This window comes from Agrobacterium sp. ES01 (assembly GCF_050320885.1).
Lineage (GTDB): Bacteria > Pseudomonadota > Alphaproteobacteria > Rhizobiales > Rhizobiaceae > Allorhizobium.
Genome location: NZ_JBNQTH010000012.1, coordinates 27746 through 48990, shown reverse-complemented (window position 1 = coordinate 48990; position 21245 = coordinate 27746). Strand labels below are relative to the sequence as shown.

The window sequence follows — 21245 nt, the reverse complement described above, 5'->3', positions numbered from 1 at the left end:
TATCAGGTGTCCCTCTTGATCAATGCTGCTGAAATTGCCGGCTCGGAAAAAGGTCTTTCGAGCGGAGTCCTGTGCTGGATGCGTTCGCCTGCGGCGTAGATGACGGCCGAGATCAGCGCGAAGCACGCAAACCAGGAAATGCCGATGCGATAGAGCAGTGGCTGATTGGGAATGTCCCGAGAAACCGCGGCGAAGGCTAGGAGCCCGACCAGGTAGCTGTCGAAGGACAAGTGACGCTTGTCGTGGAAAGCCAGCGACAGGATGAGAAGGAAGGCCGCTAGTAGCGCGTGGATCCACCAGAGTCTCTGCGCCGGGATTATGAGGGCGATCGAGAGGGAGATGGCAAGCAGCAAGCCAGCCAAGGGATCTGTTGCGAGAGAGGTCGCAATATGTGCGAGGTCTGGCAACTATCGGTCTGTCCTCTTCGGCTTGTTTCGCGCATCAGCAAAAGGAGGAGAGATCTCGCTTTTCCTCTCGGCCAATAGATTGAAGTCGGCGATCGGATGCCGATCTAGCGTCTTGTCGACGGCTTTCCGGCGCCATTCGTTCATGTCCAACACGTAGGTTCCCCACATCCCATACCGGGCGGCCATCGCATTGGTCTGATAAGCGTAATATTGGGCGTTGATGTAAGGGGAATCGAGACGAGCCCAACCGACGCGCAGCATTTCGGCGGCGAGATCCACACCGTTAGTCGTGCATTGTGCGACGGGTATCCCATCGTTCGCGTAGGCCAGACCGACGCAAGTCGTGGGTCTGTTTCCGACAGTCCTTTTCAGCCAGGCTTTGGCGAAGGGACCGCATGGAACGGGGGTAGGGGCCTGTTGCTTGTCCCGGTTGGTCCACTTTGGGTTCAAAGCCCATTGAGGAAGCTCACAGGTGTCGATGCCAGCCAACCTCACTTTATAGCCATTGCCAAGCGTGCCGAACCATAGCGTGCGGCCGTCAAGAACGGTTACCGGGCCTTTGAACGTCGGCAACCGAACAGCAGCAGCAACTGGAGGCGCAGCCTGACCGCGTAGGGCGTGCCAGTTCTGATAGATCGGATCGGCGGCAAGCGCCGGCTGGGCCAAAGAGCTTGCGGCGATAAAAAGGAAAAGGCGGCTTCTCATGGCTGGGCGCTCCTCGATCGCTGGTTCGCCTCACGACTAAGCAGGATGGAAGGATGCTGAACGTCGGAGAATTGCCAAAGGCCGGCCTTCTTTTGCTGAGCAAGCTGCTCGGCTATGGCGTAGGGGGCATGATAAGGGAGACCATCGGTCTTCAAGGCAGCGAATGCATAGCCGCTTGTCACCATGATCTGCGCGAGGTCGAGCCTTTGACTGCCAACCGTGGCGTAACAAACGACATATGAGATGCCGTTAAGCTTCGCCACGGGGGCACAGATCGGTTTGGTGTCCTTGATGTAGGCAGCCAACATCGCAAGCGATGCCTCGCCGCAATCTTGTCTGCTGCCCTGACCATCCGTGTAGGCAGTGCCGCGCAAGCAGGACTGGATGCCATAGAGACGAAACCGTTCTCCGTTCGAGATCCAGGTGTCCCCCGTTTCCAAGGTGATGCCGGGAGCAAGATCGAAGTACCCTTCAGGTGCGGCATTGGCTGCAAAGGGCAGTAGAGTCGCGACGAGTGCAGCAGCAAGCTTCATTGCGCCTTCACCCGAGGATCTGCCCACATGCCGTAGGAACCCTTCTGGCCGATTTCCTGAGCCTCCGTGAGATCAGGACGTTCGAATGAACCATCGGCTTTCTTAGTCAGGCGGACCGCTCCTAACGACAGAAGCTGCTCCTCAAGATTATCAACCGTGTCCATTGCTCCAGGATAGTTATAGTAGCCGTAGCAAGTGACATCCTGAACGGGGGCAGTCTGCTCGCTGATGAAGGCCCTGCAGAACAGAACCTTGGGGCTCTGCAGCATCGTTTGCAGCTGCTGCGTACCAAACTCCTCGCAAGTCCCGGAATAGTCCTCTGCGCGATTGACCAGATCGCCGCTGCAGGGCTGAACGCCATACAGATGCAACGTTGTCGATTCATCGACGCGAAACTCAGTCGCCGAGATAGCCTTGAAGCCATTGGCAGTGGCGTAACCTTTGCGATCAGCGACTTTGCCGGTCCCGTCGTAATACTCGACGACAAGAACCGTCTTGCCCGGCGCCGCCAGTGACCTGATGTAGTCCTTGTTCACCGCAGGAGCGGCAAGCGCTTGTGTTGCCAATGCGCAACTTAGAAGCGCGGGAATGATGGCCTGTTTCATATTTTAGCCCTAACCATCCGTAGTGCGATTGTTGACCCTGCAAAATAGGGTTTAACACCGTTCAGAAAACTTGTAAGAGTGCATCAAATCGGTATCATGAGTGCATTAACTCTAGTCGGTTTTCGTGGCGATCACAACACCGTTTGACGGGCGGGTGCGATGGATAAAAACACTGTCTATGCAGGGTATCTAGGCCCGCGAACCCTGACTAGCGCAGCTTTATCCGTGCTGCTCGCGGCCAATACTGCTGCGTCACAAGACCTAGCCACAACAGGGCGTATTTCCAGCGATTACAACGGTTCTGTGACAATCAACGAGGAATCTCTTGTCACGAACTTCGAAGATCGCTGGAGCGGTGTCGAGACATCAGAGAAGGAATTTGTCCTTGGTGCAAACGGTGTTGTCACGAAGGGCGGAGCTGAAGTATTGGGCGCAACGACGTCGAAAGATGTGGGCGCCAAAGAGCATCACATTGATGCGTCTGTCAGCGCATATTTTGATGTCTCGGAGCGCGCTACCGGCCGCATTGAGCCTGTCCAAACTCCCACTCTAGATACTACATCTAGTGATACCCCCGAAAATCTAGGGGCAGGAACTCCCGTTGGAGAGTGCGGGCCGTCGCCCCTGTCACCTGACGAGATTAAAGCGCTGGTTGCATCCACTGCGCGCCGATACAGCGTCGATGAGGGCTTCGCGGTTGCGATTGCCTGGGCCGAAAGCCGCTTCGATGAGATCCGCAATTCACCGAAAGGCGCACGCGGACCTATGCAGCTTATCCCCGAAACGGCGGCTCGCTTCGGTGTTGAGGACATTTGCGATCCCGCTCAAAACATCGAGGGCGGGATGAAGTACCTCCGCTTCCTGCTCGATGAGTTTCAGAACCCGCTTCTGGTCGCGGCCGCTTACAACAGCGGGGAGGGGCGCATCTACGAATATGGCGGCGTTCCGCCATTCCAAGAAACCGTCGGCTATGTCGCAAAGGTCGTGAATTTCCAGCTTGGCCTACCGATGCCAACCGGCAAACGGAAGGCGAGCGGGATCGTCCGAGACATGGCGGCAAAGAACACCAGCGATGCCGGAGTCATCACTGTGGAGAAGACCGGCAAGTTCGTCGGCGGCGTGATGCATTTTTAAGGAGAGAACTATGAAGAACGTCGTTTCCCGGCATTCCGGGGCATTGAAGGCAGTAGCCGTCATTGGCTTGGTGGCAGCCCTGCAGGTTGCAGGCGCTGATCAAGCGCTTGCACAGGCTGGCGGTGGCGGCGGCGGTGCATTCGCACCCCTTCAGACAGCCGTACAGATGATCGTTGACTTCATCACCGGCCCCTTTGGACGTCTGATGGCAATCATCGCCGTGATTGGCCTCGGCTTCCTTGCCTTTGCCGGCAGGCTTTCGTGGTTCACGGCCGGAGCCGTCGTCATTGGCATCGGTCTCGTGTTCGGCGCCCCTGCCATCGTTGACCAGATGATTTCGTCGGTAGGCGGCGGCTGATGAGCGATTTTCAGGACGAGAAGCCAGCTTTGACGCCGTTGGTGATCGGCTTGACCCGTTCTCCGACGCTATGGGGCGTGCCCTACATGGCGGTCGTCCTGATCATCGGCGTGACAATCATTGGGTGGCTGGTGACGAACCATCTGGCGGCACTGCTGATCGCGCCAGCCGCCTACCTTGTCCTTTTCTCGCTTTGTGCCTGGGACAGCAAGATTCTCGACGTCCTGCAGGTCACGTCCCGCAAGACGCCAAGGACTCCCAACAAGCGCTTTTGGGGCACCAACTCATACGGACCATAGTAGATGCTGAAAGTCGTCAAGGAAGAGCTTGGGTTTGGGAAGGTCGCCGGCAACGAGCGGCCTATGTCCGTTCACATCCCCTATATGCGGCATGTGTCTGACACGGTCATCGGGCTCGAGAATGGAACCCTGATCAGCGTCATCAAGCTTGATGGACTGTTCTTCCAGACGGAGGACCAGGCCGAATTGAACATGCGTTCTGTTGTGCAGAACACCATGATCCGAGCACTAGGTTCGAGCCGCTATTCTCTTTGGTCGACCGTAATCCGTCGTGAGGTCGAGACCGAAATCGGCGGTTCGTTCGATTCCTCCTTCTGCGAGATCCTGAACGATCGCTATATGGACCAACTTCGCAAGAAGCGGATGTTCACGAACGAAATCTACCTGACGATCGTGCGTTCGGGCATGAAAGGGGCGCTTGGCCTCGGCGACTCGCTGAAGCGGATCTTTGAACGCTCGAACAAGGAGGCCAGGGCCCAAGCGACCCGTGAAGACGTGACCGACCTCGAAGAGCTGGTTGGGAATATCGTGAAAGAGTTGCACAAGTACGGCGCAAAGCCGCTTGGCATCACGTATCGCAAGAAATCAGACGATACAGCGAAAAAGGACATCGATGGAGAAGACGCTAAGGGCGATCCGTATTCGGAGCCCTGCGAGTTCTTCAACACGATCCTGACCTGCGGTGTGCCGCGAAAGATGCGGCTTCCGCGCATGGGCCAGCAGGCGGCTGCGGTTGCGATCGCTCTCACCTTTGAGAAATACACGCGCGCCGAAATCAGCTCGCCGGGCGGGTATTTGCGGGCCATGACAGACCGAGCCGCGAGCGGAGAGCTTCATCTGAACCGCTCGGTATTTGGGTTGGCAGCCCGCAATTCTATGGAGGCGCGCGCTTGATGAATATTTGCTTGGTGGGAGCCGCGCTGGCTGCGCTTCTGTTCACTGCTTCCGCTGCGTCGGCCGATTTTTCAGGCCGGGCGCGGGTGATTGATGGAGACACCTTCAGCATCCGCCAGCAGAGGATCCGCATTGCGGCTATCGACGCATGTGTGCGCGATCAGACCGGCTTCAAGAATGGCGCGATATGGAGGTGCGGAGTCGAGGCACGACGGTTCCTCGCCAGCATGATCGATGGAAAGCATGTTCGCTGTGTCGAAATTGATCGGGACCAGTACCGACGCCTTGTCGGCCAGTGCTTCATCGAGCGCTCGGACATCGGCCTTGAAATGGTGAAGGCGGGCCAAGCCAGCCTCTTGTTGCGCTATCTGCCAAGATCCCACCCGATCGACCTGAGCCAGTACCGCCGCGCCGAGACTCGTGCCCGACAGCTCGGCCAAGGCTTGTGGGGCGCTGAGATTGAATCGCCCTCCTCCTATCGTCGCAGCCATACCGGCAACTGAAGTACTGGCGGCGTTGATATGGGTGACAGTTGGCGAGATCTCACGTGGTGGCGCAACTCTCGGTCAACCCAGCCTCTTGTTCCAGGTTGTTGGTTCGGTTGCATTCAGCACAATCCCGCACGCTACCAGTGCCGATGTCCCATTTGTCGAGGTGACGTATTGCTGCAAGCGCTCAGGCCCCACACCTCCAAAGTGGTTGCTCTTGATGCCCGTTCGCACGGCGACGCGGTTAGCGCAAAGCTATCTGTCTCCAAATTTTCCCCGCCTTCGGCTTCCTCGCGAAACAAAATTTTCCGCCGCCCAGCCTCCTTCGCTGCGCTCCGGCTTACGGTGCGCACCGCTTTTCGCCGTGCCTTATGAACGATCATCGCAACCACCATATAGGAGTGATTAACATGAGCATGACCAACTTCATCCAGTTCGACAAAGACGACATCGACAACGCCAAGGGAACTGGCCTCATCTCCACCATCGACCGGGACCTGGACATCAAGGTTACACCGTTCGACTCCACAAACGAAAAGGCTCCGACGCATCGCGTCTATGCCAAGTCACCTCGCGGCCACGACATCGAAGTTGGCGGCATCTGGAAGAAGACCAACGGAGAAGGGAAGTCGTACTACACCCTCTCAATCAAGCGCCTCGGCTTCAACGCCAACTTGGGCCGCTATCCCGGCCAAGATGACCTGGCGCTGCAGGCCATCATCGAATGGGAACCCCGCGATTGATCGCTTTGGGAGGCCCGATCTCTGATCGGGCTCCCACCATAAAAGAGCCGATTGCCCCGCATTCGCTGGATATTCGGCTCTTTTTGTGCTAAGTTGAACACTAACTGGAGGCTCTGCCAATGAACGTTCATGCTCCCCGCCCCGATCGCTCTCCGGAAGCTGTTGCTGCACGACAGAAAGCCGTCGATCAGGCTCGTGCCGCCAATATGCGGCAGGGTTACACTGGCGATCCGGTTTTGGAAGAAGCAAACGGCCGTTACGTTGCGGGAGACATTACTTCCGAGGAAATGCGCCAAGAGCTGCTGGCCCGCTTCAAGCGGGCCTGATCATCACCTAGACATTTCTCGCGGCCGCCTGTGATCTCAGGCGGCTTTTTTGCATGAGGTTTCGCTTGGCCCGCGATGATGAAGCCAAAGGCTCCTACACCTATCCAAACACTTCAGAGGATAAGGACTTCAGGGATGTTCTGAAGAACAAGCTGGATATCAGGAGCCATTCGGCGCTGCGTGAGGCTGAATACGCTTTTACTGCTTTGAGGCAAACAGAGCTGGCTGAGGGAAAAGGCCCGACCGGTAATCACGACGCAGCGCATCTGAAGGCTCTACACGGCTACATCTTTCAAGATGTCTATGAATGGGCAGGTCATACGCGAAATGAAAGTCCTGTCGTCGATGGGCAGCGGGTAGAGCCTGTAGGAGGGCTTTCGAAGGGCGGCACGACGTTTCTGCACGGATCGCGGATAGAAATGGGTCTCAACGAGGCGCTGAGGCCTGCTAGAGACGTTCAGGGCCTTAAAGCCGCTACACCTGAGCAGTTTGCCGAGAAGGTTGCCCACGTCCTTTCTGAGCTGAATTACGTTCACGCTTTTCGAGAAGGCAATGGAAGGGCAAACGAGGCGCTGGTGGTCTCATTGGGCCGCACCTACGGACATGACATCGACCTTACCGTCATCACTAAGCCTCGCATGATCGAGGCATCCATTGAGACCACCAATGATCCGTCCAGTCCGGCGATGAAGCACCTCATCCAGGATGCGATGGATCCTAACCGCCGCGAGGCAATCCGCAGTGCCATGTCAGATCTTGAGCAGGCTGGCGAGAAACCCTTTGAGCACAATATCCGCACGGCTCGCCCGGGCGAAGTGATCGAAGGGCAGGTTCTCGGGTATGACAATCGCGTGGCGAGTCTCGTGACCGACAGGGGGATTGTGGCCGTTGACCGCGCTGACCTTCCCGAGCGGACGCCTCCTGACGACGAGGAGGTGAAGTTCGCCGCTGGATCTGATTTCAAGACTTTGGGGCGGCCGGAACAGGTCCAAGATGCCCAATCGCAGCCAGGTCAGCAAAAGGCCCAAGAGCCTCAGTCGCAGCACATCAACGCCGATCTTAAGGCTATCGAAGCGCAGCAGCTTGCCGATCGCCAGCGAAACCGCGACCAAGACGACCGAGAGCGCTGACCTGCGGCCCGGTCGCTGCAGTGAGGGCCTGTGTCATTGGCCGGGGTGCCGGAGCTCTGCGCCTTCCCCTGTCCGTTGGATGATTTGACGGACAAACTACGATAGCCCCTCCCCCATCCAACCGCTTGCGCGGTCCTACACTCCGTTGCGGCCCTACGGGTGCATGGGGTCGTTTCGCTATCTTCGGATCTTTGCCGTCAACCAACGAACAGGAGACGGCGATGCAGAGCGTAAAGGACACCTACCAGCGGATCACCGACACCATCATTCAGCAGCTCGAGGCCGGCACCAAGCCTTGGATCCGGCCATGGCGCGGAAACAGCCGCAGGTCGGCTACGCCGCTCCGCGCCTCCGGCGAAGCCTATCGCGGCATCAACGTGGTCATGCTGTGGCTCTCCGGGCAACTCGCCGGCTACGACGAAAACACATGGATGACTTACCGGCAGGCTCAGGAGCTCGGTGCTCAGGTCCGCAAGGGCGAACAAGGAACCCTCGTCGTCAAGTACGGCACCTTCACGCCGAAGGAGCAGGATGCGGACGATCGTGCAATCCCCTATCTCAAGGGCTACACCGTCTTCAACGTCGAGCAGATCGACAACCTGCCTAACCGCTTCAAGAGCCCGGCCGAGGCGGCGCCGATCGAGCCGGTTCCGGTCATCGACCATGTCGAAACCTTCATTCGGGCCACAGGCGCAAAGATAGCCTATGGCGGAAAGCAAGCCTGCTATCGGCCTGGCCCCGATGACATCCAGATGCCGGAGCGCGGTCGGTTCCTCAGCGAGGTTCATCTTTACAGCACGGTTTTTCATGAGCTCGGGCACTGGAGCGGCGCAAAATCACGCCTTGATCGTGACCTTAGCGGGCGGTTTGGGAGCGAGACCTACGCAATGGAGGAGCTTATTGCCGAAATCTCAGCCGCGTTCGTCTGCGCCGATCTTGGCATTGAGCATGATCCGCGAGACAACACCGCGACCTACGTTGAAAACTGGCTCAAGGTGCTGAAGCAGGATTCACGTGCAGTCATCACTGCCGCCGCGAAGGCTCAGGCAGTTGCTGACTATCTCCGACAGTTCAGCTCTTCCACAGGGTCGGGGCCCTAGCAAAAAATGTCGGGCCTCATGCGCATCGACCCAAAACTTTACAACTGTAAAGTCGGGCATCCTTGATGCGTTAACTTCTTGTTAACGAAAAACGCCTTGAAGAATCGGAGTCAGTCTGGCATTCCTGACGGAAATGATCTCGTAAAGTGGTCAGAACCGTCAAGAGGATTGAATGCTGCAGCCAGCTTCTCAGAGCGTCAGAGACACTGCGTCGAAGATCGAGGTCTACACCTCGAAACTCTCCGCGGAGCTGAACGATATGCGTGAAGCTGTCTATCCACCCTCTGCGCAAAAAACATTTGGCCGGACATTCTCAACCCTTGACCTAGTGAGGCTACTCAAGGTTCCGGAAAGTACTCTTCGCCAGTTGACGCTGGAAGGGAAGGGGCCTTTGCCCGAGCGCGCAGAAAACAATAGGCGAACGTACACGATAGAGCAGGTCAAGGAACTGAGGCGATTCTTGGCCGAACTTCGTCCTGACGAAGCTGGCGAGCTGCTTCCGCATCGTCGCAAAGGGGAAAAGCTTCAGGTAATTGCTACGGCGAATTTTAAAGGTGGTAGTTCCAAGACAACCACTTCTATCCATCTCGCACATTTTCTAGGGCTTCAGGGTTATCGGGTCTTGTGTCTGGATCTTGATCCGCAAGCATCGATGACTGCGCTATTTGGTATTCAGCCCGAGTTCGATCTCGGCGAGAACCAGACAGCCTATGCAGCCATTCGATATGACAATGAGAGGCGGCCGCTCGCTGAAGTGATCCGGCCAACCTATTTCCCAGGTGTAGATCTAGTTCCTGGCAATCTGGAGCTAATGGACTTTGAGTTTGATACCCCGTCCTATCTGACCTCGAAAACCAGAGATGACCTGGGTTTGTTTTTCGAGCGGTTAAGCAGTGCCCTGGCCCGCGTGGATGATCGATACGATATCGTTATCATCGACACCCCACCGTCCCTTGGATACTCGACACTCGCTGCTCTTTATGCAGCCACGTCCTTAGTTATTACCGTTCACCCGGCGATGCTCGACGTTGCATCGTGCAATCAGTTCCTGATCATGATCTCCGATCTATCGGAGGTGCTGGGGCAGTTTGGAGCTAAATTTGAGCATGACTTTTTCCGCTTCCTGCTCACGCGCGTGAACCCGAATGACGGGCCGCAGAAGTACATGTCCGGAGTCATGCGCCGATTGTTTGGTGATGATGTACTCGTTGCGGAGGCGCTCGAATCCACGGCAATCGCCGGTGCAGCGGTAGCGAAGAAGACCCTATACGAGCTTGAGTCGGGTGAGGTCGGTCGTGAAGCGTTGAAGCGCGCAATTGAGAGCGCTGACCGAGTTAACTCCGAGATCCTCGACCTCGTTCACCAAGTTTGGGGACGTAGCACATGAAGAAAAGCATCCTTCAGCGAATGGCGGCCGCCGAAAGCCGGACGGAATCTCCTGTGGTGTCGGACGCGTCCGACAAGCCCTCGCTGGCGCGGCGGCACTCTTCACCTGTCATTTCCAATGTGGGTCGGGCACTGACACAGCTCACAGAAGATAGTGTCATTTCACTCGATCCTGACCGTATCGACCGCTCCCCCTATAGAGATCGCTTTGACAACGACGAGGACGCGGCCAAAGAGCTCGAGGCGCTTAAGATTTCAATCGCAAGTGAAGGCCAAAAAATTCCAGTTCTTGTTCGGCCGCATCCGACGAAAGCGGATCATTACCAGCTTGCCTACGGTTACCGTCGTTGGGCAGCGATCAAGGCCATAATGGCAGAATCGGATCGCCCGGAGACCATAAAGATTCGAGCCTATGTTCGAGAACTTTCCGATCGGCAGTTGATTGAAGAGCAATCGCTCGAGAATGGTGTTCGGGAAAACCTGACCTGGATTGAGCAGGCAATGTGGGCCGTACAGCTGAAAAGTGCTGGCCTTTCTCATCGCGCCATGTGCCCAATCTTGGGAGCTTCAGAAGCGGCAATATCGCATCTTTTTCGAGTGACGGAGGCGGTTCCCGAAGACATCATTCTTGCGATCGGAAGAGCAAAGGGAGTTGGTCGACCGAAATGGACCGCATTTGCCGAGTTGCTGAAAGATCCGAGCGGCGCAGCACGTGTTCGTAAAATAATCGACACGGTCGAGTTTCGAGGCGCTGACAGCTCCAGCCGTATTACCCAAGCGATACGAGCTGCAAGTTCGGCGGCCGACAAAGTGACTACGGAGCCAGCTGAAGAGATTGTTGACTTCGCCGTGGGTGACCGAGTTTTTGGCCGCATGAAGAGTAATTCGGCTGGAACTACGGTCTCAATCCCGAAGCAGGAACGCGCTTTCGCGCGCTGGCTCGCGGACCGAATGCCTGATCTTCTAAGCGAATACAACAATCGTTCAGATCCAACTCACCAAGAGGTGTGATCGAGACACTCGTTAATTGGTCAAGAGGAGAGACCGCGACAAAAGAAAAAGGCCCCCAAAACGTTTCCGTCATGGAAGCCTCTCTCAATTCCTAGCAAGATCGAGAATCGCATTTCCATGAATCCCAGTCAAGAGTCTTTGGCATCGTTTTGGTGAGCGGATTTCTTTTGCCTGAAGAAAGGTGAAGGAATATGCAGACGGGAAATGTGACGACGCCCTTTGGGCGGCGGCCGGCTGTGCTTGCTCTTGTAAAGAGGCAGCTCCAGACGTCCGAGACGAAACCAAGCCGCCCGGTCGAAAAATGGAGAGTGTTTCGCGACGCTTGTGAGGCCCGTGAACGCCTTGGCCTCCAGGACAGGGCGCTGACTGTGCTGGACGCATTGCTGACGTTTTATCCAGAGAGCGAGCTCAACTGCGATAGTGGATTGGTGGTCTTTCCATCCAATGCTCAGCTGTCTGTCAGAGCGCACGGCATAACCGGAACGACCTTGCGGCGGCATTTGGCTGCCTTGGTCGAAGCCGGGCTCATCCAGCGCAAGGATAGTCCGAACGGCAAGCGCTACGCTCACCGGGACAAGGGTGGCGATATCGAGCAGGCTTTTGGATTCGATCTTTCTCCACTTTTGGCTCGCGCTGCGGAACTTGCAGGTCTGGCACAGGAAGTCGCTGCCGAGCGCCTGCAGTTCAGACGAGCCAAAGAGGCGCTGACTATCTGCCGGCGTGATGTACGCAAGCTAATTTCCGCCGCGATGGAGGAGGGGGCCGACGGCGACTGGGAAGCCATCGAAGACATGTATGTCGGCATTGTCAGCCGACTCCCCCGCAATCCTGACCGTCGCCAGGTGGAGGCAATCCTCGACGAGATGCAGCTTTTGCGCACCGAAATCCTCAACCTTCTGGAAAATCAGTTAGATTCTCAAAATATGGACGGCAATGCTGTTCAAAATGGCTGTCACATACAGAATTCAAAACCCGAATCCATCTATGAACTTGAACCTAGCTCTGGAAAAGAGCAGGGCGGAGCCGTCGAGCTGGAAGTAGCACCCAAAGCGGTTGCTCAGCCGTTGGCAAAGCCGGAACAGATGAAGGCGTTCCCGCTGTCGATGGTCCTGAAAGCCTGCCCGCAGATTTTGGATTACGGGCCCGGGGGGGTGATCTCCCATTGGCGCGAGCTGATGGGGGCCGCGGTGGTGGTTCGATCAATGCTTGGTGTTAGCCCGTCGGCTTATGAGGAAGCGTGTGAGGTGATGGGGCCGGAGAACGCGGCGGTTGCTATGGCTGCAATCCTGGAGAGGGCAGGGCATATCAATTCGGCAGGTGGATATCTCCGCGATCTCACGCGTCGAGCGAGGGCAGGGGAGTTCGGGCTCGGACCAATGCTGATGTCGTTGATGCGCGCCAATACGAACGGAGGCCGGAAAGCAGGGTGAGGGGCTGTGCTGACGCACTAGGGTGAGGTCTCGATGGAAAAGGCCTGAAGTCACCCTTCCTACATTGACAGCACGTACGACCGGTTTCAGCTCTCATTCGTCTGTAGGTGTTTCGGTTGTAGATGACTTGCGACCTGGTGGGCGACCAGGCGGACGGCCTCTCCTGCTGGCTCTCGCAGCTTTTCGGTTCAAGCGTTGGCGTTCAGCCTCAGCTTGCGCTTCAGCCTCCGCTTCCGCTTTCTGTCGAGCCTCAAGAACATCGCTTGGCGTCAATTGGCCAACTATGCCAATCAAACTGCGTATGGTGTCGTGGGGGAGGTCATGAATAAGTCTGAACAATTCAACCCGATCATCGGCCTCTTGAGGATCTTTGCCGTAAAGATGAGGTGCCGCAGCATGAATCATCTGCATTGGCAGGAAACCAAGGAGCTCGGAAAGGTGGATCATTCGTGATACGGTGAGGCGCGAAATGTTCAGTTCATAGCGGCTATAAACCACTCGTGCGAGACCAGCCAAGGTCGCGAAATCACTCTGGGTCAAACCAGTTTTCGCACGTTCGTCTAAGAGGAATGCGGAAAGCTTTGCGTCGATCTCCCCGAAGCTGACAATACCGTCGAAGCCCTCCTGGCGGTACAAGGGTCTCTGGAAATCTGGATCTGTGGTCTCAACCAGTTCCCTTGAATTGATATAGTCGGATAGATTCCGCACCGTCGGTATTCCCTCAGTCCCCAAATCCGCCAGTGGCAGATATCACGCACCATAACGTGCCATTAAGGCACTGTCATCCTGCGCGCCAGTCACACAAACCTAACAATATTGGGGGGAATGATCTGTAACATTGCTCTCCTAGGATCGAAATGCGCAACTCAGAGGCGCGTTGTGCCTCGAGTCAAGTTTGACTGCGAGCATTCCTGTTCACCGCCTTCGCAGCAATCAGATTCCAGCTTCGGGCATTGGGTTGAAAAATGCCTTCGAGGATCCTCTCCTCGCTGACCCAACTCAACTTCACGCGCATTTCGCAAGCTAGGGAGAACTGGTCGATGCTGATGCATCTTGTGATCCGGATCTCAGACTTCGGTCCGTGTTCCTCGAAGTCCCACATTGCAAACCGGAACAGCTCGCGTTTGGCGCGATCGTCCGTTGGCCAGTCGGTTTGCTTGAAAGGCTCCGGTGGAGCGGCGCCGACACTGAGTAAAGTTCTCTTTATGGCGGGAATATCGATCCCGACCTTCTCCGTCGCTTCAGGGTTGATCACAAATCCAAGGGTTGCGCCTAGCGCCACCCCGCCCAGGAAACGAAGGTCGAGGATCAATAACCATTATCCTTCAGAAACTGGTCGATCGCGGCCTTGACGATCACCGTCATTTTCAAGTCGTTTTCAGAGGCTGCTCGCTCCAGACGTTTCTTAGTATCGTAATCAAGGGGGCAGTTGACGAAGTGTTTGCTCTCCCGCGCTTTATTCTGCTTCAGCTCCTGCAGTCGTATTCTGGATGCCTCACGCTCTAACGATCTGCTCGTCGCTCTCTCCCGGCGAGCTTCCGGTGATGGCAGAATCAAGCTCGACCGTTGTGGCACTTGAACGTCAGGGACCTTCGCGGGAGCTTCTTCGATAGCAACCTGGTCTGGATGATCGCTGGCCACCAAGTTTTCTGCTTCGTTGTCTATAGCCGGCTGAGACATTGAATTGGGCACATTCCCCCGTGACCGTCGCGGTGCAACGGGAAAATCAGATATACTGGAAGTCCCTTTAGCCATCTTACGCCCTCTTTTCCTCGTTTGTCAGGAAACGTTCAATTTCTTGCATCATGCCCATAACCTCACTCCGGGCCTTTCTGACCGAGTCGCTGAGCTCAAGCATTTGCAGTGTCCCATATCCCAGTCTGATGTCCCGATAGGGGTTTCGCTCATACAGCTCGGTATCAAGGAGGTGTGAATCATATCCCTGCTCTTGCAGGTTTGCGATGAAGGGGCGGATCAGGCGGTAAGCTTCCAGTGAGCGGCCGGGGAGAGTGATCCGGGTTCTGAAGTTGAGATGTGGAATGTTTCGCCCGGTACGATCGCAGGTGTCAGCCACGTCCATTGCTGCCTGGCCGGCAGCAAGGATCTCGTCTTGGTTTGGCTGGATCGGGGTCATAACGATGTCCGAGCCGGCGATGATCGTGTCCCGTAGCACGGTGTCTTGCCCAGGGGAGTCTATCAACACGACGTCAAACCCGGCGGTTTCGTTCTCCAGAATATGCTGAAGTGATGCGTTAGTTACCGCCGTTCGAAGCTCAATGCCGTCTGGCCTGTTGTCCTTCGCCTCTGAACGGGACCACCACTCATTCAGGTTTTGTCGTCCGTCTGCATCAACCAAAAGCACTTGCTTACCTTGAAGCGCATATTCCCCGGCGATCAGGATTACGGCGGTCGTCTTCCCCGCGCCACCCTTGCCGCTTACCAGCGACATGCAAATTGCCATTTCACGATCCACTTCCTGTCTAAGACTTCAACCCGTCCCCTAGCGGTCCGACGTGTGTTCGATCGGAACATCAGTATCGTCGTTAAGATCTTCACATCGAAGAGAACCTACCATGTGAAAACACGCGGGTTAAGATCAAAACGCGCGTGTGATCACACGCTGTTAGACATCAATAAAGCCACACGAGTTGGTCGTGTGGCTTTTACAACTGTCTGGGTCGAGTGGTGAACCCCGGAGCCGCGTGAGGCCGTCTTTGGCGCTCGCACGGAGGGCGCAAGGGCGAAGAGCGAAGCGTCCCTTTCGCCTGAGTACGAGGGACAGACGAAGGCCTTCAGAAGCGGTTTTGGCGGTGAACCCTGGTGAGCGTTCCAACGGAAAGAGTGCGAAGCGAAGCGGAGCCAGTCGAGAGGTGAAATTTGATTGAAATTATGGAGTAGTGCTTTTGGTTATGGGTGGCAGGATACGCAAAAATGTTTTACATTTTGCATTACGATCGTGGGACAAGCCCACGATGAGGGTCGCAAAGCTCCAGGAAGGCCGAGTTGATTGATGAGTGAGGACACAATCGAAGTGCCGACAGCCAAGCAACGCAAGGGGCGTCTAATCAACGTCCGCGTCAGCGATGCAGAGCATTCGGCAATCGAAGAAGCGGCAAAGTCGGCCGGTATGAGTGTGTCTGCTTTTTTCCGTTCGCTGCTCCTCGAGGGGGCTGGCGTTCGACCCCTTCTGACTGCGGAAGACAGGTTGATCATGGCCGCGTTGCTCGAAGACATGCGGATGATCGGCATCAATTTGAATCAGGTAGCCCGCTCCCTGAATGCAGGAAAGGGTGTCCATCCCTCAGAGCTGGACATCAACCTTGGCAACGTCCAGCGGATTCAGGCGGCTGTAATGAGTGAGCTGCGGACACTTTCGCGCCGTGCCGGGCATGAGCGCCGAGGCGAGGTGTAGGCCGTGGAGTTCTTTTTCGGCACTTTCACAAGCGAATGGGAGCAAAGGCGCGCGGCGCTATTGCACGAAATGACGCTCGGCGGCCGTGGGAGGGCTGTCGAGGAAGAGCTTGAGAAGAGACTGAAGAATCTGCAGCATCAGGTTGGGATGTCTAAAGGCGGGTCGGGATCTAGGGGAGGGGTGAGAACTTCGGCATTCAATGTGTCATCGCCTTCGAGGACGATGGCTGCCGGTTCGGGTGCTATGCGATCAATGGACGTTCGTCTTGCGAGCGTTGCCAAAGGGAGCCAGCCAGCAGTTGTCAAACTGGCTTCCTACGGTGGTGGCGCCCGCGTCGGCTCGATGCTCAACTATGTTTCCAGAGGGGGGGAGCTGAAGGTTGAGAACGAGAACGGCGAGACGTTGCGTGGCCGTGAGGAGCTGGCGCGTCTCCGTGGCGATTGGGATCACCTTTTCCAAAACAGGACCGAGAGCCGCGATATCGGCGGGTTTAGCGTCGAGGTGAGCGTTTCCGGCGGCTCGAACTCGCATGAGCAGGTACGGGACATTCTCAGCAGTGGCTTTGGTGATCGACGCTACGCTTACTCTGTCGAAACCCGAAACGACGGATCGCTGAAGGTCGAAGGCTATGTTGTGTTGCGCAGCGGGCAGGGCGAGCGGCTGACGGCTGACGCGAAGGCGGCCGCCATCGTTCAGGAGCGTTTCAACGCCAGCGCCGTTGCGAAAGAGGCCCCCGCAGCTTTCTCGTTCACAGGCTATGGCAATGGCGTGGAATATGGCGCTGCCAAGTTGCGAGACTTGATCGCGCAGCGGAACGACGTTCGAGACGATCAGGGACGTTCGATTGCCGATGACAAGGCTGCGGGCGACCTGGTGCAAAAGGAATGGCGGGATGAGCTGCACAGCCGCAAGAGCCGTGACGTGATGCACGTGATCATGTCGGCCCGTGCCGGCACGGATGCTGTCGCGTTCGAAGGAGCTGTTCGCGACTTCCTGGCTCAGCAGTTTGCGGGCCATCGTTACGTTTTCGCTATGCACGATCCGGAGAACGATCCGAAAGAAGCAGGGGAGGGGGGCAAGCGGCCGCATGTTCATGCCCATGCCATCGTTACTATGCGTTCGGAATCGGGCGACCGGATCGAGACGACTCCGGCCACCTTCCGGCAATGGCGTGAGGTCATGGCCGAGAAGGCGCGTGACCACGGCATCAATATGGAAATGACCGATCGGCGAGAGTTCGCCACGCCGCCAGCTTTCACGCGAAATCAGGTTCGCGCCGTCAAGCATGACGGTCGAACCGAGCATGTCGGCACCAGCGATCCGGCGCAGGCGCGATATGACGCAAAGCGAGCTGGTCGGCGCGTGGTGGCGACGAGCCAGAGAAGCCGCCAGTACATCCTAAAAGCGCAGGAGACCTGGCAGAAGATTGCAGTTAACGCCGGCGACACAGTGGTTGCGGCCTACGCCGCTCAGCATCGCTCCTATCTGGAAAACGGCCTTACCCAAACGGATCAATCGCCTGCTGGTGCAGTCATTCATGCAGATTTCGGCGGTGATTACCGCTCCAATATGGTAGCAATCAGAGACATGTTGTCGGAGGCAAAGGACATGCGCGAGCAGACACGCCCAGAGTTCGAAGCGTACGAAAAGACGGTTGAAACGGCTCTATTCAACCTTCAGCGCAGCGCTGGTCCAGAGGACCGGTCAGGCTTCGAAGAAGTTTCCTCCCTTGCTCGCGAGATCGTCGATCTGCGCAGGCAGATGCTCGAAATGAAGGAGCGTGGGCTTGATGAGCAGGATGGACGAAACGCTGCTGGCGACGTCCCCAGAGAAGGTGGGGCAGCGCCGGATAGAACGGCATCTGAGGTGCAAGAGCAGACGAATGCTAACCTCCAGTGGGAGGCGGCTGTTGCCAAGCATGGAAAGGTTGTCGTTGAGGCTGGTAACGATGCGATGGCAAATGTGGAACACTATCGCTCCGGCCTCGCCCATATCGAAGCCGGCGAGCTCGGAGACGAAAACCGGGAGCAGTATGAGAAGGGCCTTGAAGCTTCGCTTCATCATGCAGCTCAACTCGCCGCTACCGGAAACGGCTATCTCCGGGATGTTGCCAACGAGGATCCGGAACTGCGCGCGGAGATCGAGACCATCGAACGCAACGAAGAGCGTGGGGACGAAAACAAGTCAAACAAGCAGCCGATAACTGCGGATACTGCCGACGATCGCCAACGCGATCTCAGGGTGGATCTGGAAGAGGAACGTCCGATCGGGCAAGCGGAGCGTGAGGCTCACCAGCTCGCTGAGACGGTGGACGCTACTCAGAGGCAGCAAGATCGTGTAAACAGAGACAGGGAAGCGGCCAAGCAGGGCGGCGAGACCACGCGGACTGATCCCGCGCAACAGCACATTCCTCGTCTCGGGGAGTTGGAGCGTGAACAGGTTGAACAGAGGGAGCGTAATCGGGACGACCGTGATCGCTAAAGTGTCATGCAGGACGGTAATCAGAACACCTACCTGGTGGAAGTAAACGACCCCAAGTCTGCCGATATCGTCGGCAAGATGATGGTGTGGGGTATGGTTTCCGTTGGGATCCTCGCGATCCTGATCAAGGTCTACGGGACCGTGATCGGCTGGTATCATGCTTCTGTGGCTTGGCTAACAGAGGCGGGTCAGTACGCAGCCAGCTTCTGGCCCTTCTGAACCTGAATTAGCGGCCGGCCTGTTCCATGATTGGATCAGGAACGGTCGCTGCGAATAGCTCTTCCAAGCTCTTCCTCTTGCGCGGTGATTTGCCTTCGGCTTTCCGTTCGACGACCTCCCTAAGGCGACTAACCCGATCATTGTGCGCTTTTTCGATGTCGTTCTCTGAGACAGGTGTTGTGCGCTTTTCGGGAGCGGGCACAGCTGCCTTTGCAGGTTTCGGAGTGCCGCCGGCGCTGACCTTCTTGTTGGCCAAGGCGGAGGGATTTACAACGCGAGCGGGCGAGGTGGAGGGCACTGGCTCTTTCGGAGCCTCCTCCTGGACAGGCGCCCTCGGCTCCTCCGCTTTCGCCTCAGTCACAGGCTTTATCGCTTCCGCTTGTTCAACCTGTTCCTGGCCTGCATTGGCATAGGCTGGCGTGGTCGCTGGAACTGGTTTAGGTGGCAGGTAATCGACAGTTGGAACGGTCGGTATGTGCGTCTGAGAATAGGCCTCCGCCTCCTTGAAGGGCTGCGTCTTAAAGAAGCGCAGCTTCTCTCCAAAGATTGGCCGCTGACCCTCCACCAGCAAGATCATCTTGTTCTCGGGCATCTGGCGCACTTCCTGCGGCATCATCAGGTCCCGATCGCGAATTTGCTCGACCTTTGTTCGGCGCGGGAGGCCCATAAGCTCGATAGTGCGGGATTCAGACTGATATCGGATAGTTCTCTTGCCAAGCGCGCGGGAAGCATACTCTGCCGTGGCCTGGTCATTGGCACCAAGGATGAGCTGATAGCCGCAGTTGCCAAGGAGCGAATGTCGCGACGTCTCACCATAGATCTCATCCAGGTTCTTCAGGTCCTGGATGATGAAGGCGAGCTTGATCTTATAGCCGGCCACGTAGGGCAGCTTCGTCATGATCTCGTCCATGCGCTTCAGCTGGCGAAACTCATCCAGCAGAAAATAGACCGGCACGGAGTTGGGATCATGCTCAAGGGTAAGTATGTCCATCACCTGTTGAACGAACAGCGTCAGCAGCGGCCTAAGAAGCGTGATGTCGGTGATGTTCGGGGCAAGGTAGATCGTGATAGGGCGACGCTTCATGGATCGAAGGTCCATGTCGGTCATGTTCGTTGCGGCCACAACGCGTTCGTTCTTGAACGGCCTCATCGCCTTCTGGATATCAAGCAGTGCCGAGGCCGCGGCCCGATCCGAGAGAGACAGGTATGAATTGAAGCTCTCCATCGTGAACTTCGACAGGTACGGCTCCTTCTCCTTGATGTACTTCATCAAGGCCTGCAGATCGGTCCCGCTGTTGAAGAAGGAGTTGATTTCGCCGAGGTTCCTGCGCCCTTTGTAGAAGGGGCTTTCGAGAACATAGCTGATGGCGCCGGCGAGAACCTGTTGAGCTGTGGCCTGCCAAACGGAATTCTCGGATTCGGTGTTCTCCGGTACAAGAATGCTGGCGATATTTTGAATGTCAGTCGTGCGATTGCCTCGCTCCGGACGAACGAAATCCAAGGGATTATAGCTGTTGGTCGTCTCGGAACCCGGCGCGAACAAGAAGACCTGGCTGCCGTTGCGCTTCCGATAGCCGGCGGTTGCCTTGTAGACCTCGCCCTTCAGATCCGTGACGATCATAGAGCCTTCGTGCATGAGAGCGTTGGGGATGACGTAGCCCGCGCCCTTACCGGATCGCGTCGGGCCAATAATGAGGTGGTGGCGATCGTCATACGCGCGGAGGACGTTGCTCCCGATGCGGCCGAATATGTGACCTTTCTTGCCAAACCACTTCCCGCGCCGAAGGGTTGCAAGATCCTGAAAGGCCGCATCACCCAATGGATTGCTGGTAGGTTTGAGCCCAAGGTAAGCAATGAGGCCTGATACGAGCAGCGCGGGCACTACGGAGCCGAGCGCGACTTTTTGTAGGGAAGGGGAGGAGCTATAGGCCCAGAACTGCTGAATTGGCGCGAATGGGTTTGAGGTAATTGTCGCCTCGAGGATCCTACCGTCACCGTAGAAGAGCTGAAGCCCCGCCCCGTACGCCAGCATCCAGACTGCAAATGCGATCAACAGGCAGAAGAACAGATAGAAGGCCTGTAGCCCCTTAGCCATCAAAGACAGTGAAAGCGGTCAAGCCGTCGCGCAAACCCTCCTCATCGACGATAAGAACGTGGTTCGTGTCGAATGGCACCACCTCGACAAGCTGGCATCCAATCAGCCCGTAGGTCTGAGAGAACGCGCTTGGCGCGGCGACCTCTGCGGCTTGAATTGTCCCGGCTTCCGGGTCCAGCAGGTAAACGGTTGCGGTTGTGGTCATAGTTCTCACCCTTTCTCCAATTCCGCGAAGCGGTCTTCTCGTGCCCCTCGTGGGCAGGAGCCCCGCTCCTGCTCCCGAGCTCGCGCGGAGCAGCGGGGGAGAGGGTGGCAAGGGGATAAAAACGGAGGGGGTTCGCCCGCCCGAGGCGAAGCCGAAAGGGCGTCGTGTCAACGGCGCTCCTGCACAAAGCGCTGCCCCAAGGCTGCGCGAAGGAAGGACGGGGAGACCGTTTTTTCCCCTTGTGAGGGAGAGGGGGCAGCGCTCCTCTTTCCCTCACCAAAGAA

Annotated in this window: 25 protein-coding genes; 15 read left to right on the top strand and 10 right to left on the bottom strand. The window is 56.8% G+C overall.

All coding sequences use genetic code 11. The features are described 5' to 3' along the window. Nucleotides 1-2 precede the first annotated feature (2 nt). Genes ACQQ2Q_RS21790 through ACQQ2Q_RS21775 form a run of 4 tightly spaced genes read right to left on the bottom strand, consistent with a single transcriptional unit; the run spans nucleotide 3 to nucleotide 2250 of the window. Entirely contained in the window at nucleotides 3-407 is a 405-nt protein-coding gene (locus ACQQ2Q_RS21790; protein WP_037093738.1) for a hypothetical protein, read from the bottom strand. Further along, nucleotides 408-1112: a thermonuclease family protein gene (locus tag ACQQ2Q_RS21785; RefSeq protein ID WP_037093740.1), complete on the bottom strand. Its 705-nt coding sequence runs from the start codon at nucleotides 1110-1112 to the stop codon at nucleotides 408-410. It abuts the gene before it with no gap. Continuing rightward, entirely contained in the window at nucleotides 1109-1645 is a 537-nt protein-coding gene (locus ACQQ2Q_RS21780) for a thermonuclease family protein (protein ID WP_037093741.1), read from the bottom strand. The genes ACQQ2Q_RS21785 and ACQQ2Q_RS21780 overlap by 4 nt, the downstream gene beginning before the upstream one ends. Next, nucleotides 1642-2250, bottom strand: a complete 609-nt coding sequence (locus ACQQ2Q_RS21775; RefSeq protein ID WP_247261089.1) for a hypothetical protein — start codon at nucleotides 2248-2250, stop codon at nucleotides 1642-1644. Before ACQQ2Q_RS21775 ends, ACQQ2Q_RS21780 begins: the two co-directional genes overlap by 4 nt. 159 nt (nucleotides 2251-2409) lie before the next feature. Between ACQQ2Q_RS21775 and ACQQ2Q_RS21770 the strand changes: the two genes are divergently transcribed. The 12 genes from ACQQ2Q_RS21770 to repC (ACQQ2Q_RS21715) all read left to right on the top strand — a co-directional run bounded on the left by ACQQ2Q_RS21770 (nucleotide 2410) and on the right by repC (ACQQ2Q_RS21715) (nucleotide 12549). Beyond that, nucleotides 2410-3384: a lytic transglycosylase domain-containing protein gene (locus ACQQ2Q_RS21770; protein ID WP_277921170.1), complete on the top strand. Its 975-nt coding sequence runs from the start codon at nucleotides 2410-2412 to the stop codon at nucleotides 3382-3384. 10 nt (nucleotides 3385-3394) lie between these two features. Continuing rightward, the gene (locus ACQQ2Q_RS21765) at nucleotides 3395-3742 is read left to right on the top strand and encodes a TrbC/VirB2 family protein (protein WP_037093745.1); all 348 of its coding nucleotides are present in this window, start codon (nucleotides 3395-3397) and stop codon (nucleotides 3740-3742) included. Next, a complete protein-coding gene (locus ACQQ2Q_RS21760; RefSeq protein ID WP_081950740.1) occupies nucleotides 3742-4041 on the top strand; it encodes a type IV secretion system protein VirB3 in 300 nt (99 codons plus the stop codon). Before ACQQ2Q_RS21765 ends, ACQQ2Q_RS21760 begins: the two co-directional genes overlap by 1 nt. 3 nt (nucleotides 4042-4044) lie before the next feature. After that, on the top strand, nucleotides 4045-4935 hold the full coding sequence (gene repC / locus ACQQ2Q_RS21755) for a replication initiation protein RepC (RefSeq protein ID WP_428189217.1): 891 nt from the start codon (nucleotides 4045-4047) through the stop codon (nucleotides 4933-4935). Then, nucleotides 4935-5438 (top strand): thermonuclease family protein, encoded by a 504-nt coding sequence (locus ACQQ2Q_RS21750; protein ID WP_235775164.1) that lies wholly within the window; start codon nucleotides 4935-4937, stop codon nucleotides 5436-5438. The genes repC (ACQQ2Q_RS21755) and ACQQ2Q_RS21750 overlap by 1 nt, the downstream gene beginning before the upstream one ends. Nucleotides 5439-5833: 395 nt before the next feature. Beyond that, nucleotides 5834-6166, top strand: a complete 333-nt coding sequence (locus tag ACQQ2Q_RS21745; protein WP_037093578.1) for a DUF736 family protein — start codon at nucleotides 5834-5836, stop codon at nucleotides 6164-6166. A gap of 119 nt (nucleotides 6167-6285) precedes the next feature. Then, nucleotides 6286-6492, top strand: a complete 207-nt coding sequence (locus ACQQ2Q_RS21740; protein ID WP_037093580.1) for an antitoxin VbhA family protein — start codon at nucleotides 6286-6288, stop codon at nucleotides 6490-6492. 65 nt (nucleotides 6493-6557) lie between these two features. After that, nucleotides 6558-7622 (top strand): Fic/DOC family protein, encoded by a 1065-nt coding sequence (locus tag ACQQ2Q_RS21735; RefSeq protein ID WP_235775165.1) that lies wholly within the window; start codon nucleotides 6558-6560, stop codon nucleotides 7620-7622. Between the two features lie 221 nt (nucleotides 7623-7843). Then, a complete protein-coding gene (locus tag ACQQ2Q_RS21730) occupies nucleotides 7844-8722 on the top strand; it encodes an ArdC family protein (RefSeq protein WP_277920879.1) in 879 nt (292 codons plus the stop codon). 172 nt (nucleotides 8723-8894) lie between these two features. Then, nucleotides 8895-10109 (top strand): plasmid partitioning protein RepA, encoded by a 1215-nt coding sequence (repA, locus tag ACQQ2Q_RS21725; protein WP_037094805.1) that lies wholly within the window; start codon nucleotides 8895-8897, stop codon nucleotides 10107-10109. Next, on the top strand, nucleotides 10106-11119 hold the full coding sequence (gene repB, locus ACQQ2Q_RS21720; RefSeq protein ID WP_037094802.1) for a plasmid partitioning protein RepB: 1014 nt from the start codon (nucleotides 10106-10108) through the stop codon (nucleotides 11117-11119). Before repA ends, repB begins: the two co-directional genes overlap by 4 nt. 191 nt (nucleotides 11120-11310) lie before the next feature. Further along, nucleotides 11311-12549, top strand: a complete 1239-nt coding sequence (gene repC / locus ACQQ2Q_RS21715) for a plasmid replication protein RepC (RefSeq protein WP_065653668.1) — start codon at nucleotides 11311-11313, stop codon at nucleotides 12547-12549. Nucleotides 12550-12642: 93 nt separating this feature from the next. On the opposite strand, the gene ACQQ2Q_RS21710 is transcribed toward repC (ACQQ2Q_RS21715), so the two are convergent. The 4 genes from ACQQ2Q_RS21710 to ACQQ2Q_RS21695 form a co-directional block, all read right to left on the bottom strand. After that, nucleotides 12643-13257, bottom strand: coding sequence for a helix-turn-helix domain-containing protein (locus ACQQ2Q_RS21710; RefSeq protein WP_227705943.1), 615 nt, complete (start codon nucleotides 13255-13257; stop codon nucleotides 12643-12645). 181 nt (nucleotides 13258-13438) lie between these two features. After that, nucleotides 13439-13861: a hypothetical protein gene (locus ACQQ2Q_RS21705; protein WP_052114301.1), complete on the bottom strand. Its 423-nt coding sequence runs from the start codon at nucleotides 13859-13861 to the stop codon at nucleotides 13439-13441. Further along, nucleotides 13858-14229, bottom strand: a complete 372-nt coding sequence (locus tag ACQQ2Q_RS21700) for a hypothetical protein (protein WP_052642551.1) — start codon at nucleotides 14227-14229, stop codon at nucleotides 13858-13860. Before ACQQ2Q_RS21700 ends, ACQQ2Q_RS21705 begins: the two co-directional genes overlap by 4 nt. A gap of 76 nt (nucleotides 14230-14305) precedes the next feature. Then, nucleotides 14306-14998, bottom strand: a complete 693-nt coding sequence (locus tag ACQQ2Q_RS21695) for a ParA family protein (protein ID WP_376909612.1) — start codon at nucleotides 14996-14998, stop codon at nucleotides 14306-14308. A 561-nt stretch (nucleotides 14999-15559) separates the two neighbouring features. On the opposite strand from ACQQ2Q_RS21695, the gene ACQQ2Q_RS21690 reads away from it, so the two are divergent. The 3 genes from ACQQ2Q_RS21690 to ACQQ2Q_RS21680 are packed head-to-tail and all read left to right on the top strand — an operon-like array spanning nucleotide 15560 to nucleotide 18661. Further along, nucleotides 15560-15961, top strand: a complete 402-nt coding sequence (locus tag ACQQ2Q_RS21690; protein WP_052114300.1) for a DUF6290 family protein — start codon at nucleotides 15560-15562, stop codon at nucleotides 15959-15961. Between the two features lie 3 nt (nucleotides 15962-15964). Then, nucleotides 15965-18442, top strand: a complete 2478-nt coding sequence (locus tag ACQQ2Q_RS21685; RefSeq protein ID WP_333630016.1) for a relaxase/mobilization nuclease domain-containing protein — start codon at nucleotides 15965-15967, stop codon at nucleotides 18440-18442. Nucleotides 18443-18478: 36 nt separating this feature from the next. Next, the gene (locus tag ACQQ2Q_RS21680) at nucleotides 18479-18661 is read left to right on the top strand and encodes a hypothetical protein (protein ID WP_183898047.1); all 183 of its coding nucleotides are present in this window, start codon (nucleotides 18479-18481) and stop codon (nucleotides 18659-18661) included. A gap of 7 nt (nucleotides 18662-18668) precedes the next feature. Here the strand turns inward: ACQQ2Q_RS21680 and ACQQ2Q_RS21675 are convergent, their stop codons facing one another. Both ACQQ2Q_RS21675 and ACQQ2Q_RS21670 read right to left on the bottom strand, forming a co-directional pair. Next, on the bottom strand, nucleotides 18669-20756 hold the full coding sequence (locus ACQQ2Q_RS21675) for a type IV secretory system conjugative DNA transfer family protein (protein WP_428189216.1): 2088 nt from the start codon (nucleotides 20754-20756) through the stop codon (nucleotides 18669-18671). Continuing rightward, a complete protein-coding gene (locus tag ACQQ2Q_RS21670; RefSeq protein ID WP_428189215.1) occupies nucleotides 20749-20961 on the bottom strand; it encodes a DUF3846 domain-containing protein in 213 nt (70 codons plus the stop codon). The genes ACQQ2Q_RS21675 and ACQQ2Q_RS21670 overlap by 8 nt, the downstream gene beginning before the upstream one ends. Nucleotides 20962-21245 lie beyond the last annotated feature (284 nt).

Bases quoted from the DNA above. Each gene is read 5' to 3' on its own strand.
- repC (WP_065653668.1), top strand. From the start codon at position 11,311: ATGCAGACGGGAAATGTGACGACGCCCTTTGGGCGGCGGCCGGCTGTG.
- ACQQ2Q_RS21775 (WP_247261089.1), bottom strand. From the start codon at position 2,250: ATGAAACAGGCCATCATTCCCGCGCTTCTAAGTTGCGCATTGGCAACA.
- repB (WP_037094802.1), top strand. From the start codon at position 10,106: ATGAAGAAAAGCATCCTTCAGCGAATGGCGGCCGCCGAAAGCCGGACG.
- ACQQ2Q_RS21780 (WP_037093741.1), bottom strand. From the start codon at position 1,645: ATGAAGCTTGCTGCTGCACTCGTCGCGACTCTACTGCCCTTTGCAGCC.
- ACQQ2Q_RS21700 (WP_052642551.1), bottom strand. From the start codon at position 14,229: ATGTCTCAGCCGGCTATAGACAACGAAGCAGAAAACTTGGTGGCCAGC.
- ACQQ2Q_RS21695 (WP_376909612.1), bottom strand. From the start codon at position 14,998: ATGTCGCTGGTAAGCGGCAAGGGTGGCGCGGGGAAGACGACCGCCGTA.
- ACQQ2Q_RS21740 (WP_037093580.1), top strand. From the start codon at position 6,286: ATGAACGTTCATGCTCCCCGCCCCGATCGCTCTCCGGAAGCTGTTGCT.
- ACQQ2Q_RS21730 (WP_277920879.1), top strand. From the start codon at position 7,844: ATGCAGAGCGTAAAGGACACCTACCAGCGGATCACCGACACCATCATT.
- ACQQ2Q_RS21750 (WP_235775164.1), top strand. From the start codon at position 4,935: ATGAATATTTGCTTGGTGGGAGCCGCGCTGGCTGCGCTTCTGTTCACT.
- ACQQ2Q_RS21675 (WP_428189216.1), bottom strand. From the start codon at position 20,756: ATGGCTAAGGGGCTACAGGCCTTCTATCTGTTCTTCTGCCTGTTGATC.
- repC (WP_428189217.1), top strand. From the start codon at position 4,045: ATGCTGAAAGTCGTCAAGGAAGAGCTTGGGTTTGGGAAGGTCGCCGGC.
- ACQQ2Q_RS21770 (WP_277921170.1), top strand. From the start codon at position 2,410: ATGGATAAAAACACTGTCTATGCAGGGTATCTAGGCCCGCGAACCCTG.
- ACQQ2Q_RS21760 (WP_081950740.1), top strand. From the start codon at position 3,742: ATGAGCGATTTTCAGGACGAGAAGCCAGCTTTGACGCCGTTGGTGATC.
- ACQQ2Q_RS21745 (WP_037093578.1), top strand. From the start codon at position 5,834: ATGAGCATGACCAACTTCATCCAGTTCGACAAAGACGACATCGACAAC.
- repA (WP_037094805.1), top strand. From the start codon at position 8,895: ATGCTGCAGCCAGCTTCTCAGAGCGTCAGAGACACTGCGTCGAAGATC.
- ACQQ2Q_RS21765 (WP_037093745.1), top strand. From the start codon at position 3,395: ATGAAGAACGTCGTTTCCCGGCATTCCGGGGCATTGAAGGCAGTAGCC.
- ACQQ2Q_RS21785 (WP_037093740.1), bottom strand. From the start codon at position 1,112: ATGAGAAGCCGCCTTTTCCTTTTTATCGCCGCAAGCTCTTTGGCCCAG.
- ACQQ2Q_RS21670 (WP_428189215.1), bottom strand. From the start codon at position 20,961: ATGACCACAACCGCAACCGTTTACCTGCTGGACCCGGAAGCCGGGACA.
- ACQQ2Q_RS21690 (WP_052114300.1), top strand. From the start codon at position 15,560: ATGAGTGAGGACACAATCGAAGTGCCGACAGCCAAGCAACGCAAGGGG.